Source organism: Stenotrophomonas sp. GD03819, from assembly GCF_029841665.1.
Lineage (GTDB): Bacteria > Pseudomonadota > Gammaproteobacteria > Xanthomonadales > Xanthomonadaceae > Stenotrophomonas > Stenotrophomonas geniculata.
Genome location: NZ_JAOCEW010000060.1, coordinates 1 through 16,800 on the forward strand (window position 1 = coordinate 1; position 16,800 = coordinate 16,800).

Sequence of the window (16,800 nt, forward strand, 5' to 3'; positions counted from 1 at the left end):
CGATCGCTTACGCCACGCGGCCGCGGCGTGCGCGTTCCAGATGCACCAGCAGCAGCGAGATCGCCGCCGGCGTCATGCCGGGAATCCGCTGTGCCTGGCCGATGGTCTGCGGGCGTACGCGCTCCAGCTTCTGCAGTGCTTCGGCCGACAGCCCGCGCACCGTCGCGTAATCGAAGGCTTCAGCGATCGGCGTGGCTTCGTGCCGCTGCTGGCGCTCGATTTCCTCGCGCTGGCGATCCAGATAGCCGGCGTACTTCACGCCGATTTCCACCTGCTCGGCCACTTTGGCGTCGGCTACCGCCGGGCCCAGCGACGGCACCTGCATCAGCTGCGCGTAGTCCAGCTCCGGGCGCTTGATCAGGTCCAGCACGTTGGTTTCGCGGCTGACCGCCACGCCCAGCGTGTCCTGCACTTCGCGGCCCAGCGCATTGGCCGGGGTTGCCCACAGTGCACCCAGGCGTGCGCGCTCGGCGGCGACGGCGGCCTGCTTGGTCTCGAACGCGTTCCAGCGGCGGTCATCCACCAGGCCCATCTCACGGCCGGCCGGAGTCAGGCGCTGGTCGGCATTGTCCTCGCGCAGCTGCAGGCGGTACTCGGCGCGGCTGGTGAACATGCGGTACGGCTCGTTGGTGCCGTGGGTGATCAGGTCATCCACCAGCACGCCCAGGTACGCCTCGTCGCGGCGCGGGCACCAGCCGTCCAGCCCGCGCACCTGGCGTGCGGCGTTGAGGCCGGCCATCAGGCCCTGCGCGGCGGCTTCTTCATAACCGGTGGTACCGTTGATCTGGCCGGCGAAGAACAGGCCGTTGACCAGCTTGGTTTCCAGCGAGGCCTTCAGCCCGCGCGGATCGAAGAAGTCGTATTCGATGGCGTAGCCGGGGCGGGTGATGTGCGCGTTCCCGAAACCGCGGATGCTGCGCACCATCTCCAGCTGCACGTCGAACGGCAGCGAGGTGGAGATGCCATTGGGGTAGATCTCGACGATGCCCAGGCCTTCGGGTTCGACGAAGATCTGGTGGCTGGCCTTCTCGGCGAAGCGCACCACCTTGTCTTCGATGGAGGGGCAGTAGCGCGGGCCGATGCCTTCGATCTGGCCGCTGTACAGCGGCGAGCGGTGCAGCGCGTCGCGGATGATCTGGTGGGTCTGCTCGGTGGTGTGGGTGATCCAGCAGCTGACCTGCTGCGGATGTTCGTCCACCGAGCCGAGGAAGGACATCACCGGGCGCGGCGTGTCGCCCGGCTGCTCGTCCATCACGCTGTAGTCCAGCGAGCGGCCATCGATGCGCGGCGGCGTGCCGGTCTTCAGGCGGTCGACCTGGAACGGACGCTCGCGCAGGCGGGCGGCCAGCGTGGTGGCCGGCGGGTCACCCATGCGGCCGGCGGCGTACTGGGTCGGGCCGACATGGATCTTGCCGGCCAGGAAGGTGCCGGCGGTCAGCACCACGGCCTCGGCGTCGAAGCGCAGGCCGGTCTGGGTGATGACCCCACGCACGGCATCGCCTTCGATGACCAGGTCATCGACCGCGGCCTGGAACACCGTCAGGTTGGCCTGGCCTTCGACGATGGCGCGGATCGCCATGCGGTACAGGTTGCGGTCGGCCTGGCAACGGGTGGCACGCACGGCCGGGCCCTTCGATGCGTTGAGCGTGCGCCACTGGATGCCGGCGCGGTCGGCGGCATGCGCCATCGCACCGCCCAGGGCGTCGATCTCCTTGACCAGGTGGCCCTTGCCGATGCCGCCGATGGCCGGGTTGCAGCTCATCGCGCCCACAGTTTCGATGTTGTGGGTCAGCAGCAGGGTGCGCACGCCGGTGCGGGCAGCGGCCAGCGCGGCTTCGGTGCCGGCGTGGCCACCGCCGATGACGATGACGTCGTAACGATGGAAGGACGGGTTCATGGGGGCTGTTCAGCTTGGGGCAGGCGCGGCCGGAGGCGCCGCCGGGGTGGCGATTTTAGCGCCATTCGGGGTCCGGACGCCGGCGCCGGCCAGTTGGTGGCGAAATCGGCCCTAAAGTTGGCAGGATTTTTGCAGATAACCCAATAGCACCCATCGTGGCTGGCGCCGTAGGCGCCCGTGACCGGAATTGGAACAGGGGCCGGTACAGGCGCACGGTGGGGGAGCAGAGGGCCGGCAGTCGGGGGACTGTCCGGCCCTGTTTTTTTGGGGCTGTCGGGAAGGCGCCATCCACGCATGGCGTGGATCTACTGAAGCTGGGCTTTCGCCGGTTGGCGACCTGACAAAACAAACGGCCCCGCATTGCGGGGCCGTCTGCCTTCAGAGGTGCCGACATCCGACAGGGCCGGAACAGGGGGGATCCAGATGTTCCTGTCGGATATCGACGTAGAGCTTTTTGCGGCGGCCCGTGTCGTTTTTGTCACTTTGTGACGCGGGCCGTCACTGTCCGCGTAGAGTGCGGCTTAGACCGTGTGAAATGCAAGACGGTTCAGCGCTCAACTGTGCGCTGCGTCGCACGATCCATGTTGCGCCAGGGGGAACCGTTCATCCTCGGCGCACTCGGTGCCGGTGCCGGACGGGCCTGCGGCGGGGGCGCCGACGGCTGCGCGTTCGACTGCGGCGGACGGCGCATCGAGTCCATGTTCCGCCACGGCGAACCACCGTTGTACGACGGTCGCGACGGCGGCGGCGGACGGTGCTCGCCACCATTGCCCGGGCGCGGCGGCGGGCGATGGTTGTGCGGCGGGCGGTAGATCGGGCGCGAGTAATACGGATTGCCGTAGCCGCCGTAGTAGCCGCCATAGCCACCGTAGTAGGGGCCGTAGTTGTAGGGATAGCCGGCCGGGTAGCGGTACTCCACCGACGGCGCACCGTGGTAGTAGCTGCCGCTGCGGCCGCCGCCGACATAGTCGTAGGTGGTGCAGCCGGTCAGGGCCAGCAGCAGGCCACCGGCAAGCATCAGGCGCATTTTCATGGTGGGTCCCCCCAGAGGACGGGTGTGCAGTCAGCTTCGGGCGCCAGCGTTGAATCGGCCCTTAATTCCGCCGGCCAGGATGAATGGAGGCGTAGGGCTGCATGCTGGCATGACCTGTGTCCCGGTCGCCAGCGCGAAGCCATACGTTAATCTTGCGTCATGAGCGATTCACTGTTGCCCCGCGCCGATGACCTCCTGCTTGCTGCGGCGAGGATCGCCCCGCACGCCAGCGTGACGCCGGTGCTGCGCTCGCGCACGCTCGATGCGCTGGCCGGCGCACAGCTGGCGTTCAAGGCCGAGCACCTGCAGCGCGGTGGCGCATTCAAGTTCCGTGGTGCCTGCAACGCGGTGTGGTCGCTGGAGGCCGATCGCGCCAGTGCCGGTGTGGTGACCCACTCCTCCGGCAATCATGGCGCCGCCTTGGCGCTGGCCGCGCGCACGCGTGGCATTCCCTGTCATGTGGTGGTGCCGGAAGGCGCGGTGGCGGCGAAGTTGGCCAATATTGCCCGCCATGGCGCGACGCTCTGGCGCTGTCCGCCGACCATCGCCGACCGCGAGGCCACCTGTGCCAGGGTGCAGGCCGATACCGGCGCGACCCTGGTCCATCCGTATACGGACCCGGCGGTGATGGCCGGGCAGGGCACTGCGGCTCTGGAACTGCTGCACAGCGACGGCCCGTTCGATGTGCTGGTGGTGCCGGTGGGCGGCGGTGGCCTGGCCAGCGGTACCGCGCTGGCGCTGCAGCACGCCAGCCCGCAGACCCGCCTGGTGCTGGCCGAGCCAGCCGGAGCCGACGATACCGCGCGCTCGCTGGCCGCTGGCGAGCGGCAGGGCGCGTTCACCCCGGACACGATCTGCGATGGACTGCGTACCCTGATCGGCGCGCCGAATTTCGAACTGCTGCGCGCGGCCGGTGCCGAGGTGATCGTGGTCGATGACACTGCGACCATGGCCGCAATGCGCCTGCTGTGGGAGGTGCTCAAGCAGGTGGTCGAGCCATCCTCGGCCACCGTACTGGCCGCGGTGCTGGCACAGCCGCAACGTTTTGCCGGCCTGCGCGTGGGCCTGGTCCTGTCCGGCGGCAACGTCGACCTGCCCGCGTTGCGCTGGGGGGCGCCATGAGCCGCGACCGGCATCGGCCTCGCACCGGCCTGCTGGGCTGGCTGTGGCGGCTGTTTGTCCTGCTGGTGATCTGGCTGCTGGGTGTGACTGCCTGGATCGTCTGGGTCGGCGAGCGCGACCAGGCCGCCAAGGCCGATGCCATCATCGTGCTGGGTGCGGCCGCCTATGACGCCAAGCCATCGCCGGTGTTCGAAGAACGTATCCGGCATGGACTGGACCTGTACGAGGCCCAGTACGCGCCGCTGCTGATCTTCACCGGCGGCTATGGCGGCACAGGTGCGCGCTTCTCCGAATCGCAGGTGGCGCGCCGCTACGCGCTCAAGCATGGCGTGCCGGACGATGCGATCCTGATCGAGACCGCTTCGCGCAACACCGTGCAGAACCTGGTCGAAGCCAAGCGACTGATGGACCAGCGCGACCTGCACCGGGTGATCATCGTCAGCGACCCGCTGCACATGGCGCGCGCGCTGCGACTGAGCAAGGCACTGGGCATCGATGCGCTGGCCTCGTCCACGCCCAGCACGCGCTTCCGCAGCTTCCACACCAGCTGGCGTTTCCTGGTGCAGGAGATCTACTTCTTCCACCGCGACCTGGTGCGCCCGCCGCTGAGTTCGCCGGCCAATACCTGAGGCGGCTGCCGCGCCGCTGCGCTCGCCGGGCATGGCCCGGCGCTACCATTGGTGCACCCGGCGCGGCCCCTATCGCGCGCCCGGTAGCGCCGGGCCATGCCCGGCGGCTTTCGATCAGGTCTGCTTGCGTCGGATCGGAATCGCCGACACCGGCACCGAGGCCACGTCATGCCCGCCTTCGCGGATTGGTGCGCCGGGGTCCGGTGCCCAGGCATGGGCATAGATCACTTCCCAGCTGCTGGGCAGCTTGCCGTCGGCGCGCCGCATCGGTTCATACGCCGCTGCCGCCGCCGCGAAACGGCTACGCCCGGTCAGTGTGTGGCGGCGGTCCACCCGCGCGTTGGTCGCGCCCATCGCGCGCAGTTCGCGCATCAACGAGGGCAGGTCGTCGTAGGTCAGGGTGAACAGATCGCGGTCCAGCACCGGGTCGCGGAAGCCCGCCATCATCAACGCATCGCCGAACTGGGCGATCTGCGCGAAGCGGCTCACGTGCGGGCGGTCATCGGCGGCCGCGAAGGCTTCGTTGAGTTCGATCAGGGTTTCCGGGCCGAAGGTGGAACACAGCAGCAGGCCACCGGGCTTGAGCACGCGACGGAAGCCTGCGAACACCGCCGGCAGGTCGTCCACCCACTGCAGGCACAGGTTGCTGAAGATCACATCCACGCTGTTGTCCGCCAACGGCAATGCGGCGGCGTCGCCGCACAGGCGCTGGAACGGCTTCCACCAGCCGGCCTGGCGCTTGGCCTGGTCCAGCATCGGCAGTGCCACGTCCAGCGCGATCACCTGCGCCTTCGGCCAGCGCTTCTTCATCAACGCGCTGGCGTGGCCGGTGCCGGCACCGATGTCCAGCACCACCTCGGGCTTGCGTGCCTCCAGGTAGTCCAGCGATTCGATCAGCCGCGACTGCACCTCGCGCTGCAGGGCGGCAGCGGCGTCATAGCTGCTGGCGGCACGCGCGAACGCGCGGCGGACATGGCGGGCATCGAAGTGGGACGGCATTGCGAAAGTCTCTTAGAACGTACCGGGGTAGGCGCCGCCGTCGATCAGCAGGTTCTGTCCGGTGAGGTAACCGGCCTGTGCACTGCACAGGAAGGCGCAGGCGGCGCCGAATTCGTCAGGCGTGCCGAAGCGGCCGGCGGGAATCTGCTGGCGGCGGCGTTCGGCGACTTCGCCGGCATCGCCGTCCTTGCCCGCACTGTGGGCGAAGTTGGCGCGCAGGCGGTCGGTGTCGAACTGGCCGGGCAGCAGATTGTTGATGGTGACGTTGTGGGCCACCGTGCGGCGCGCCAGGCCGGCGACGAAACCGGTCAGGCCACTGCGCGCGCCGTTGGACAACGCCAGGATGTCGATCGGGGCTTTCACCGCCGACGAGGTGATGTTGACGATGCGGCCGAAGCCGCGCTCGATCATCGCGTCGACGGTGGCGCGGATCAGTGCGATCGGCGCCAGCATGTTGGCGTCCAGCGCGGCAATCCAGTCGTCGCGTTCGAAATTGCGGAAATCACCGGGCGGCGGACCACCGGCATTGTTGACCAGGATGTCCACCTGCGGGCAGGCGGCCAGCGCCGCAGTGCGGCCGGCCTCGGTAGTGACGTCGGCGGCGACGGCGCGCACCTCACCGGCACCGGGCAGTGCACGCAGTTCGTCGGCGGCGACCTTCAGTGCAGCCTCGCCACGCGCCACGATCACCACGTTCACGCCCTCGCGTACGAGCGCACGCGCGCAGCCCAGGCCCAGCCCCTTGCTCGCGCCGCAGACCAGTGCCCAGCGGCCGTTGATACCCAGATCCATGCGTCAATCCTGCGGAATTCGGAGGGGGCTCATTGTCCGCCATCGGCCGGCGACAGGCCGGCAACGAAGTGTTGCAGGGCGGCGGCCACTTCGTCGGCATGGCCGAGGAAGGGCGCATGGCCGCCGTGGGCGATGGTCAGCGCCTGCGCACCCGGGGCCAGCGCCGCAGCGGCCTGCATGGCGACCGGTGACACCAGGCGGTCGCGCTGGCCGGCGATCCACAGGCTGGGCTTGCCCAGCGTCGGCAGTGCCCCGCGCAGGTCGGTGCTCTCCAGCAGGCGCAGGCCTTCCATCAGGGCGCGTTCGGTGGGCGCACCGCGCTCGACCAGGCGCTGGCGCAGGGTGCGCAGCTCCTCGCGGGCATGCGCCGAGCCCATCACGTCCAGCGCGAGGAAGCGTTCCAGCGTGCCGCCGAAGTCGGTCGCCAGCTCACGCCCGAACTGTTCGAACACCGCCGGCTCCACCGCGTGCGGCCAATCCTCGCCACGCACGAAACGCGGCGTGGCGGCGATCATCGCGAGACCGCGGACCTTCGGCAGCGTGGCCGCCGCATGCAGTGCGAACAGGCCACCCAGCGACCAGCCGCACCACACCGCCGGGGGGGTGGCAGCGGCAATGGCACTGACCACGAACGGCAGGCGCAGCGGCGTGGTGTCGTCGCGGCTGTGGCCATGGCCGGGCAGGTCGACCAGGTGCAGGGTGAACTGGTCTGCCAGGCGCTGCACCAGCGGCGCGAATACACCGCCCTGCAGGGCCCAGCCGTGGATCAGTACCAGGTCCGGCCCACGGCCGGTGACGTCAATATGCATGGGCAACGACACGGAACTCAGGCAAAAGCGGGCAGCGGCGGTGGCGCGGCTTCACGCACGGCCAGGGTCACGCGATCGCGCGCGCTGGCGATGGCCTCCACCAGACCACGCACCTGTTCCGGCGTATGCAGCGCGGACAGTGTCACGCGCAGGCGTGCCTTGCCTTCCGGCACCGTCGGCGGGCGGATTGCACCGACCAGCAAGCCGGCCTGTTCCAGCGCCGTGGACATCGCCACGGCGGTGCGGTCATCGCCGCACAGCAGCGGCTGGATCGGTGTTTCCGAAGCCATCAGGTCCAGGCCATGGCGACGCGCTTCAGTGCGGAACAGCGCGATCAGGTCGGTCAGCTTTGTGCGACGCCAGTGGTCGCGGCGCGCCAGGCGCACTGCTTCAAGCGCAGCAGCGGCCATCGCCGGTGGCACGGCGGTGGTGTAGATGTACGGGCGCGCGGTTTCGGCCAGATGCTCGATCAGGTCATCGCGGCCCAGCACCAGCGCACCGGAACCGCCCAGTGCCTTGCCCAGTGTGACCAGCTGCAGCGGTACGTCGTCCACGCCCAGCCCGGCGGCGGCCACGGCACCACGGCCATCACCGACCACGCCGACACCGTGCGCATCATCCACATAGAACAGCGCCTGCTGCAGGCGTGCCACAAGCGACAATGCACGCAGCGGTGCGATGTCGCCATCCATGCTGAAGACACCATCGGTGGCCAGCATGGCCGCGCCATCGGGCGCGTGCTTGAGCTGACGCATTGCGCCTTCCGGATCCAGGTGCGGATAGCGGCGCAGACGTGCACCGGCCAACCGGGTCGCATCGAGCAGGCTGGCGTGGTTGAGCTTGTCCTGCACGCACACGTCGTTCTCTTCGCTCAGCAGTGCCTGCTGCACCGCCAGATTGGCGGCGAAGCCACTGCCGAACAGCAGCGCACGTGGATAGCCAAGCCACTCGGCCACCTCGCGTTCCAGCGCCTCATGCAAGGCATGATGGCCGCAGACCAGGTGCGAGGCACCGGCGCCAGCGCCTTCGCGTGCGGCGGCGTCCTGCAGCGCGTTGACCACGCTGAACTGCTGGGCCAGGCCCAGGTAGTCGTTGCTGCAGAAGCCGGTCAGCCACTGGCCGTCCACTTCCAGGCGCACGCCATCACGACGGGTGACCGTGCGTCGCGGGCGGCGACGGCCTTGGGCATCGCGCAGAGCGCGCTGGGCGTGGAGGCGGGCGGTCAGGTCGGGGCGGGCCATGGTGGCTGAATGCGTCGACGGGGCGGCTAGGGTAGCGCGTTGCCGCGGCGCCTGCTTGCGGCCCGTCTCAGGCCGCGTGAGCGCAGCCACAGCCGGGCGTATCGGCACTGATATCGGCGTGCACGGTACCGCCGTGGTCGTGGCCTTCGGCATCCACCTGCACCGCCATCGGCTGCAACCCCAGCCGAGCGAACAGGGCCAGGTCGCGCTCGCTTTCCGGGTTGCCGGTGGTCAGCAGCTTGTCGCCGTAGAAGATGGAGTTGGCGCCGGCCAGGAAACACAGCGCCTGCAGTTCGTCACTCATCGCCTCGCGCCCGGCCGACAGCCGCACCATCGAGCGCGGCATGGCGATGCGGGCCACCGCGATCATGCGCACGAACTCGAATGGGTCCAGTTCGGCGCTGCCATGCAGCGGCGTACCCGCCACCTGCACCAGCTTGTTGATCGGCACCGAATCCGGATGCGCCGGCAGCGTGGCCAGCGCCAGCAGCAGGCCGACGCGCTGCGCGCGCGTCTCGCCCATGCCGACGATGCCGCCGCAGCAGGTCTTCAGGCCGGCATCGCGCACGTGTTCCAGCGTATCCAGGCGGTCCTGGTACTGGCGCGTGTGGATGATCGAATCGTAGTAGTCCGGCGCGGTGTCGAGGTTGTGGTTGTAGTAGTCCAGGCCGGCGTCCTTCAGCGCACGCGCCTGCTCGCCGCTGAGCATGCCCAGCGTGGCGCAGGTCTCCAGACCCAGTGCCTTCACCCCGGCGATCATCGCCGCGACCTTCGGAATGTCTCGATCCTTCGGCGAACGCCATGCGGCACCCATGCAGAAGCGCGATGCACCGGCGGCCTTGGCCTGGCGTGCCTTGGCCAGCACCGCGTCGGTCTCCATCAGCTTCTGCGCGTTCACCCCGGTGCTGTAGCGCTGCGCCTGCGGGCAGTACGCGCAGTCTTCCGGGCAGCCGCCGGTCTTCACCGACAGCAGCGTGGACACCTGCACCTGCGACGGGTCGAAGTGCTCGCGATGGACCGCTGCGGCGCGAAACAGCAGCTCGGGGAACGGCAGATCGAACAGCGCCTGCAGTTCGTCGTGTTGCCAGTCGTGGCGGATGGCAGCAGCCATGGCGGGACCTTGGGTACGAGTGGAGCGAGGGCGGCAGTGTGGGTGGGGGGGCACGGTCTGTCAACTTTTAGTTTGATGTTTTGGTTTACTTTGCCGTGACTGGAATGGAATCCCATACAAGCGATGGCCATGGCGCTGCATCGATTGCGGGCATCGCTGCTGCCGCGGCGAACCCCGTCCTCGGGCCGGGAGCGGGGGCAGCCTGCGCGGTGAGCTTGGCCCGAACATCGTCAGGATCGACCCGCGCAGCGCGTTGGACGTAACCTCAAGCACACACGTTCAATCGGGCAGCGCTGCAATGGACAATCCGGACAACTGGCAGCCGATCACCCGGGAAGAACTGGAAACCCTGGTCGCACGGCAGTTGCAGGATTGCTCACCTGTCCAACGAGCCACCTTCGAATCCCTGCGCGTGCCATTCCATGCGGTTCGGTTGCACAGGCTGGGCATGATTGAGTGGGTCTGGGCGGTCGCACAACTGCCCGACGGGTTGCTGTACTACGAGGACGTTGAGGAAGGATTCGAGGTGGGCACGCCGGGAGAGGATGGTGTGTTGCCGAACCAAGGTTGTTCTCAGCTGACGCTGACCCACATTCTCCATCGTTTGGTGATCTGAGCATCAGATCTCGCAGATCGCTGCATCTGCCCGAGTTCAGGACGCTCTTCTGGCGGCATACGTGCATTTCACCGCATCCTGCAAGGCCTTCGGCCACAGTGGCCGCTGTCTAACCAAAGCGCTGGCGCGCAGACTTTGACTCATGACCGATCTCCATCGCCTCCGCGGCCGCATCACCGCGCTGGTTCTCAGCGAAGCCTGGCGCCGCCGCGCCGCGCTCTGGGGCGGCGCCGTGGCCGTGGCGCTGGTGGCGATCCTGTTCGCCAAGGCCAGCGACGCGGCGTTCCATCTGTTCCAGCGCATCACGTCGCACTCGCCGTGGTGGGCCCTGCTGCTGACGCCGGGCATCTTCGCGCTGCTGGCCTGGTTGACCGCCGGTGTGCTCAAGCCCACGCGCGGCAGCGGCATTCCGCAGGTCATCGCCGCGTTGGACAAGGCCGATGAGCCGTTCCGGAAGACCAACCTTTCACCCGCGGTTTCGGCCGGCAAGCTGCTGCTGACCTCGCTGTCACTGCTGGGTGGCGCCTCGGTGGGCCGCGAGGGCCCGACTGTGCACGTAGGCGCCAGCTTGATGTACCTGTTCGGCCGCTGGTTCGGTTTCAAGGATCCCCGCGAGCTCTCGCACTTCCTGCTGGCCGGTGGTGCGGCGGGTATCGCGGCGGCGTTCAACACGCCGCTGGCCGGCATCGTCTTCGCCATCGAGGAGCTCAGCGGTCGTTTCGAGCATCGTTTCTCGGGCACCCTGTTGACTGCGGTGATCGTCGGTGGCGTGGTGTCGCTGGGCCTGTTGGGCAACTACACCTATTTCGGCCATGTGAGCGCACGCCTGCCGCTCGGCCAGGGCTGGCTGGCAATCCTGCTGTGCGGCGTGGTGGCGGGCCTGCTGGGCGGCCTGTTCGCGCGTGCGGTGCTGGCCAGTGCGGCGGGCCGCCCGCGCTGGCTCGGGCAACTGCGGCAGCGGCATCCGGTTCTGTTGGCCGCAGGCTGCGGTCTGGTGGTGGTACTGCTCGCCCTGGTCTTCGGTAAAGGCGCGTTCGGCACCGGCTACGAGCAGGCGCGCAGCCTGGTGCAGGGGCAGGCGGTGGTCGGCCACGAGTTCGGGTTGATGAAGCTGCTGGCCAACCTCGCATCGTACGTGGCCGGTATTCCCGGAGGCTTGTTCTCGCCCGCGCTGGCGGTCGGTGCGGGACTGGGCCACAACCTGGCGGTGCTGATGCCCGGCGTGGACCCGCGCGCGTTCGTGCTGCTGGGCATGTGTGCGTACCTCACCGGCGTCACTCAGGCGCCACTGACTTCGGCGGTGATCTCGCTGGAGCTGACCGACAGTGGTGATCTGCTGCTGCCGATCCTGGCCACGGTGCTGATCGCGCGTGGCGTGTCCGGGCTGGTCTGCCGGGTGCCGATCTACCGTGGGTTGGCGGAGTTGTTGATGGTGCCGAAAGCAGAGCCAGCGGATAGGCATCACTGATTACCTTGATCAACAGGATCAATCAGGTCGAAATCTTCACTTTTGCAGTGAAGCTGATTCCCCGTTGCACCGTCTACCCGATGCCGGGTGCGCCGCTGAAGATGCGTCGACACCGGGGCTGTACCCGGACCTGCATCGAGAGCAACCATGATCAACTGCCGTATCCGCAGCCTGGCGGCTGCCGTCCTGGCCCTGGCCAGTTCCCCCGCGCTGGCGCTGGCAGGCACGCCTGTGCTTCCCAGCGAACGCAGCATCGGTGTCATCGAGCCGGTGGCGCGTTTCGAAGGTGCGATGCCTACCAGCGTGGCGGTGTCCGGGACCGGGCGGATCTTCGTCAACTTCCCGCGCTGGGGCGATGAAGTGGCCTACAGTGTGGCCGAGTGGCGCGATGGCCGTGCCGTGCCCTATCCGGATGCGCGCATCAACCGCAAGGACGATCCCGACCCGGCAGCACACTTCATCAGCGTGCAGAGCGTGGTGGCCGATGGCCAGGGCCAGCTGTGGGTACTGGACACCGCCGCACCGGGCTTTTCAGCGCCGCAGGCCGGCGGCGCCAAGCTGGTGGCGATCGATCTGGCCACCAATACCGTGGCCAAGACCCTGGTGTTCCCGGCCAACGTCATCGATGCGCGCACCTACGTCAACGATGTGCGCTTCGATTTCCGTGTCGGCCGCGAGGGCGTGGCCTACGTGACCGACTCGTCACTGAGCGGCATTGGCGGCATCATCGTCATCGACCTCGCTACGGGGGCGGCATCCAAGCGTCTGATCGGTCATGTATCCACCTCGGCCGATCCCGCGTTCGTGCCGATCGTGGAGGGCCGGCAGATGCGGTTGCGCAAGGCCGACGGTTCGTCGGCACCGTTCACCGTTGCCGCCGATGGCATCGCGCTTTCGCCGGATGGAAGTACGCTGTTCTACACGCCACTGTCCAGCCGCCATCTGTACAGCGTGCCCACCGCACTGTTGCGCGACCCGAAGGTGAGCGAGGCGGCGCTGGCTGCTGCGGTCGTTGACCTCGGCGAGAAGGGCGCCTCCGATGGCATGGAGATGGATGCCAACGGGCGGCTGTACGCCAGCGACTACGAGCACAACGCCATTCATGCCCGTGATGCGCAGGGGCGCTGGACGACCGTGGTGCACGACCCGCGCATCCTGTGGCCGGATACCTTGTCGATTGGGCCGGATGGCTACTTGTACTTCACTGCCAACCAGCTGCATCGGCAGGCCGGATTCAATGGCGGCGTTGATCGCCGGCAGGCGCCGTACATGGTGTATCGCACCCGGGTGGATGCGAAGCCTGCGCCAACGCGGTGAGATGATCGGGGCAGCGGGTGGGCGACAAAACCCCTACGGCTCGTTGAGGGCCCCCCCGATGGCAACGCACTGACGGCGCCGTCAGGCTGAAGCGCATGTCTGCCTTCTTCGACCCGGGCCGTTACGTGCAGGCCGCACTTCGTGTGCTGCTACCGCTCCGTTGCCTGGTCTGCGGTGACCCGGGCCACGATGGACTCGATCTCTGCGATGCCTGCCTGGCCGGACTGCCCTGGGCCGGCCGGGCCTGCCTGCGCTGCGCGCTGCCGTTGCCGGACACAGCGTTGATCGTCTGCGGCACCTGCCGCGAAGAGGTGCCGCCACAGGCCGCCACGCATGCCAGCCTGCTGTACCTGCCGCCGGTTGACCAGTTGCTGGTCCGCTACAAGTTCCATCAGGATCTCGCCGCTGGACGCCTGCTCGCGCAGCTGATGCAGCGCGCACCGCCGCCGTGGTCGTGCACGCCGCTGGTGCCGGTGCCGCTGCACAGGCGACGCTTGCGCCAGCGCGGCTACAACCAGGCCGGCGAGCTGTGCCGGTTGCTGCCGATGCCGGTCTGGCAGGGGGTGTACCGGCAGCGGCATACCGCACCGCAGTCTGAACGCACGGCCGAACAGCGCAGGGAAAACCTGTTCGATGCGTTCGACGTGCGTGGTTCCGTGCCCTCGCGGCTGACCGTGGTCGATGACGTGATGACGACTGGCAGCACGGTGATGGAGGTCGCCGAGACGCTGCGCCTGGCCGGCGCAGCGGAGGTGCGCGTGTGGGTCTGTGCGCGGGCGCCGTGATCGCCCTCTTCATCCACAGGGGCTAGGATGAGGCCGGTTCCGGATCGGAGGAGTGGCCATGAATTCCCCCTTGTCTCCCTTGTTGTCGGCGGTTGGGCGCAGCTGGTGGATCCTGCTGCTGTACGGGCTCGTCGCACTGGGTTTCAGCATCGTTGCCATTGGCTGGCCGCTGTCCGCAGCGATGGCACTGGCCTGGACACTGGGCGTGATGGCCATCGTTGAAGGCGTCATCAGCCTGTTCGCACTGATCAGCGGCGGCAGTGGTGCCTCGCGTGGCTGGTTGGCGCTGTATGCCATCGCCTCGCTGGGCTTCGGCATCCTGGCGGTGATCAATCCGCTGGCCACTGCCAGCGTGCTGGTGCTGTTCCTGGCGGCGTGGCTGCTGGTAGCCGGCATCTATCGCATCGTGTTCGCGATCCGCGTGCGCAAGCAGATCCAGGGCGAGTGGCTGCTGATCCTCAGTGGCGTGCTGGCGGTGGTGCTGGGGCTGCTGTTCGCGGCCAATCCGTATGCAGGCGTGGCGGTGACCACGCTGTGGATCGGCATTGGCAGCCTGCTGTACGGGCTGCTGCAGGTGCTGGTGGCGTTCAAGCTGCGGAAGCTGAAGTGAGGGGCGCGTTTCCGTTCCTGCTGGGCGCAGCGCTGGTGCTGGCCGGATGCATGCCGGGTGCCACGCCCGGTGCGCTGGCAGGCAAGGATCATGCGCCGCGCGCGGGTGTGGATGTACGCCTGAGCGCGGTCGATGCGGACGGCAAGGGCAGGCAAGCGCAGTGGCAGGGCGAAACGCTCGCCCTGCGCGAGCCGCCGATCGCTGGCAGCGCCGACATCGCCGATGTGCGCTACGTGCTGGACGAGGCCAAGCAGCCGGGCCTGCAGATCCGGTTTCGACACGAAGCGCACCAGCGCATCCACGATGGCACGGCAGCACTGGTCGGTCAGCGAGCGGCGATCAGCGTGGATGGCCGCGTGCTGATGGTGGCGACGGTGCAGGGACCGTTCGGCGAATCGATGATGCTGAGCGGGTTGCCCAGCGTTGCCGAGGCGCAGACGCTGGCCAAGCACATCACTGGCGACTGACGGACGTGCCAACACCCCCACGCTGCGCATGGAGGTCGACCAAGGTCGACCGCTACCGGGCGAACCGTGCCTCGATCTCTTCCAGCGACTTGCCCTTGGTCTCCGGCAGCCAGAACGCGGCCACCAGGAAGAACACAAAGGTGCACGCCGCCCAGAACACGAACATGCTGGCGTAGCCGTAGTGGCCCACCGTGGGCAGGAAGATGGCGGCGATGGTGGTGGACACGAACTGGTTGATCAGCAGCGCGATGCTCATGCCATTGGAACGGATGCGGTTCGGCATCAGCTCCGACAGTGCCAGCCACACGCACACGCCGGGGCCGACGGCGAAGAACGCGACGAACACCAGGATGCAGGTGGCCACGGCCCAGCCGTGTGCCGGTGGCGGCACCGGGCCAATGCGGGCCTGCTCGATGCGCAATGGCGCCTGGCTGGCGCTGGCCGGGTCGGCAAATGGATTCAGGTGGAGTTTGCGGAAGAACGCACCGATCACGCTGTCCGGCTGCACGGTGCCGGTGCGCTCGATGCGCAGTTCGCGATCAATCAGGTTGTCGCTGTGCAGGGCGCGCACATTGGTGAAATCACCATAGGCGTACGACACGGTCAGCTGCATCGGTCGGCCCTGGCTGTCGATGCCATTGCTCAGGCGTTGCCACTGCGCGTCATCCAGCACCAGCTGCAGGCCTTCGCCGCTGACCGCCGCCTGCAGCTGAGGCTGCACATCGGCGCGTCCGCGCTCGGCCTGGAAGAACAGCGTGGCCGCCGCCAGCAGGGCCACGCAGATGCCACCGCTGCCCAGCATCAGCAGGAACTTGCGGCCCTTGCGGTCGACCAGCAGCAGCGCGACCACGGTCATCACCGCGTTGAGCAGCTTGATCGCCACGTCGGCACCGTTGGCCACCGAACCGGACAGGCCGGCCTGGTTGAGGATGTTGACCGCGTAGGCCAACACCGAGTTGATGCCGGTGGCCTGGGTGCAGGCCAGCACCACGCACGCGAGCACGAACGGCACCACGTAGCGGCGGCTGAGCAGCGGATCGCGCTTGCCGTCGCTGCTGCTCGATTCCGGCGCCTGGATTTGGGTCAGCGTGGGCTCGACGTCTGCGGCGGGGAGGACGCGCTGAAGGCTGCGGCGGGCTTCATCGATGCGGCCGCGGCGCACCAGCCAGCGTGGTGATTCGGACAGCCAGAAGATACCGGCGCAGAACAGCAGGCCGGGCGCCAGGCAGGTCCAGAAGATGGTGCGCCAGGCGTGGTCCTTCACCGTGAACAGTTCCTGCGCCTGCTGCGCGACCGGCAGCGAGCGCACGGCCTCGGCGGCGGCATCCACGGCATGGGCGTGGTACAGGCCGATCAGGGCTGCCAGCACCAGGCCAACGGTCAGCAGCAGCTGGAACATGGCCGCGCCGCGCCCGCGCCGTTCGGGGCTGAGCACTTCGGCCAGGTACAGCGGAATCACGACGCCGATCAAACCGCCACTGATGCCCTGCAGCAGGCGTCCCAGCAGCAGCGGCGTGTAGCCGGAGGCCAGTGCCATGATCGGAATCGAGGCGGTGAACAGCAGGCCGGCCAGCAGCATCGCGCCGCGGCGGCCAATCAGGTCGGCGATCATGCCGGCGAACAGCGAGGACAGCACGCTGCCCAGCAGTACGGCCGCCACCACGAAGCCGAGCTGCTGGCTGCTGAGCTGCCAGGCGTGACTGGCGGTCGCTTCAAGATAGGGCAGGGCACCGGCGATGATGCCGATGTCGATGCCGTACAGCAGGCCCCCCAGGCCGCCGATGAAGAGCAGGTAGCGTACGGGCCAGCGCGGGGCGGTGCTTGCAGTCATCGGCAGTTCCTGTGGTAGCGCCGGGCCAGGCCCGGCGGCGGTTCGTCGCAGAGTGCATTCTGTAGAGCCGAGC

At 68.2% G+C, this 16,800-nt stretch carries 16 protein-coding genes; 8 read left to right on the top strand and 8 right to left on the bottom strand.

The features are described 5' to 3' along the window. Positions 1-7 precede the first annotated feature (7 nt). Together mnmG and N5D45_RS21805 are read right to left on the bottom strand one after the other, a co-directional pair. The gene (gene mnmG, locus N5D45_RS21800) at positions 8-1,897 is read right to left on the bottom strand and encodes a tRNA uridine-5-carboxymethylaminomethyl(34) synthesis enzyme MnmG (protein WP_197656707.1); all 1,890 of its coding nucleotides are present in this window, start codon (positions 1,895-1,897) and stop codon (positions 8-10) included. 547 nt (positions 1,898-2,444) lie between these two features. Beyond that, a complete protein-coding gene (locus N5D45_RS21805; RefSeq protein ID WP_019337023.1) occupies positions 2,445-2,930 on the bottom strand; it encodes a hypothetical protein in 486 nt (161 codons plus the stop codon). Between the two features lie 159 nt (positions 2,931-3,089). Here N5D45_RS21805 and N5D45_RS21810 point away from each other — a divergent pair, with 159 nt between their 5' ends. Then, entirely contained in the window at positions 3,090-4,052 is a 963-nt protein-coding gene (locus N5D45_RS21810; RefSeq protein WP_057502368.1) for a pyridoxal-phosphate dependent enzyme, read from the top strand. Beyond that, complete coding sequence (locus tag N5D45_RS21815) at positions 4,037-4,681, top strand: YdcF family protein (RefSeq protein ID WP_049480113.1); 645 nt, start codon at positions 4,037-4,039, stop codon at positions 4,679-4,681. Before N5D45_RS21810 ends, N5D45_RS21815 begins: the two co-directional genes overlap by 16 nt. 114 nt (positions 4,682-4,795) lie before the next feature. On the opposite strand, the gene bioC is transcribed toward N5D45_RS21815, so the two are convergent. The 5 genes from bioC to bioB form a co-directional block, all read right to left on the bottom strand. After that, positions 4,796-5,680, bottom strand: coding sequence for a malonyl-ACP O-methyltransferase BioC (gene bioC, locus N5D45_RS21820; RefSeq protein ID WP_010482174.1), 885 nt, complete (start codon positions 5,678-5,680; stop codon positions 4,796-4,798). A 12-nt stretch (positions 5,681-5,692) separates the two neighbouring features. Further along, entirely contained in the window at positions 5,693-6,472 is a 780-nt protein-coding gene (locus tag N5D45_RS21825; RefSeq protein ID WP_010482173.1) for an SDR family oxidoreductase, read from the bottom strand. A 29-nt stretch (positions 6,473-6,501) separates the two neighbouring features. Then, positions 6,502-7,281 (bottom strand): pimeloyl-ACP methyl ester esterase BioH, encoded by a 780-nt coding sequence (gene bioH / locus N5D45_RS21830; protein WP_197656706.1) that lies wholly within the window; start codon positions 7,279-7,281, stop codon positions 6,502-6,504. 17 nt (positions 7,282-7,298) lie between these two features. Further along, positions 7,299-8,522 carry an 8-amino-7-oxononanoate synthase gene (gene bioF / locus N5D45_RS21835; protein WP_197656705.1) on the bottom strand — a complete coding sequence of 408 codons (1,224 nt, stop codon included), beginning with the start codon at positions 8,520-8,522 and terminating at the stop codon, positions 7,299-7,301. A gap of 67 nt (positions 8,523-8,589) precedes the next feature. Next, positions 8,590-9,633: a biotin synthase BioB gene (gene bioB, locus N5D45_RS21840; RefSeq protein WP_049412416.1), complete on the bottom strand. Its 1,044-nt coding sequence runs from the start codon at positions 9,631-9,633 to the stop codon at positions 8,590-8,592. 298 nt (positions 9,634-9,931) lie between these two features. On the opposite strand from bioB, the gene N5D45_RS21845 reads away from it, so the two are divergent. The 6 genes from N5D45_RS21845 (at position 9,932) to N5D45_RS21870 (ending at position 14,896) form a co-directional block, all read left to right on the top strand. Beyond that, on the top strand, positions 9,932-10,249 hold the full coding sequence (locus tag N5D45_RS21845; RefSeq protein ID WP_109814779.1) for a hypothetical protein: 318 nt from the start codon (positions 9,932-9,934) through the stop codon (positions 10,247-10,249). Between the two features lie 142 nt (positions 10,250-10,391). Beyond that, complete coding sequence (locus N5D45_RS21850; RefSeq protein ID WP_279939622.1) at positions 10,392-11,717, top strand: chloride channel protein; 1,326 nt, start codon at positions 10,392-10,394, stop codon at positions 11,715-11,717. A 147-nt stretch (positions 11,718-11,864) separates the two neighbouring features. After that, complete coding sequence (locus tag N5D45_RS21855; RefSeq protein ID WP_279939623.1) at positions 11,865-13,034, top strand: L-dopachrome tautomerase-related protein; 1,170 nt, start codon at positions 11,865-11,867, stop codon at positions 13,032-13,034. A gap of 95 nt (positions 13,035-13,129) precedes the next feature. Further along, entirely contained in the window at positions 13,130-13,819 is a 690-nt protein-coding gene (locus N5D45_RS21860; RefSeq protein WP_279939624.1) for a ComF family protein, read from the top strand. A gap of 58 nt (positions 13,820-13,877) precedes the next feature. After that, on the top strand, positions 13,878-14,429 hold the full coding sequence (locus N5D45_RS21865; protein WP_279939625.1) for an HdeD family acid-resistance protein: 552 nt from the start codon (positions 13,878-13,880) through the stop codon (positions 14,427-14,429). Then, positions 14,426-14,896, top strand: a complete 471-nt coding sequence (locus tag N5D45_RS21870; protein WP_043399715.1) for a hypothetical protein — start codon at positions 14,426-14,428, stop codon at positions 14,894-14,896. Before N5D45_RS21865 ends, N5D45_RS21870 begins: the two co-directional genes overlap by 4 nt. Before the next feature lie 52 nt (positions 14,897-14,948). On the opposite strand, the gene N5D45_RS21875 is transcribed toward N5D45_RS21870, so the two are convergent. Next, complete coding sequence (locus N5D45_RS21875; RefSeq protein WP_279939626.1) at positions 14,949-16,727, bottom strand: MFS transporter; 1,779 nt, start codon at positions 16,725-16,727, stop codon at positions 14,949-14,951. Between the last annotated feature and the right edge of the window lie 73 nt (positions 16,728-16,800).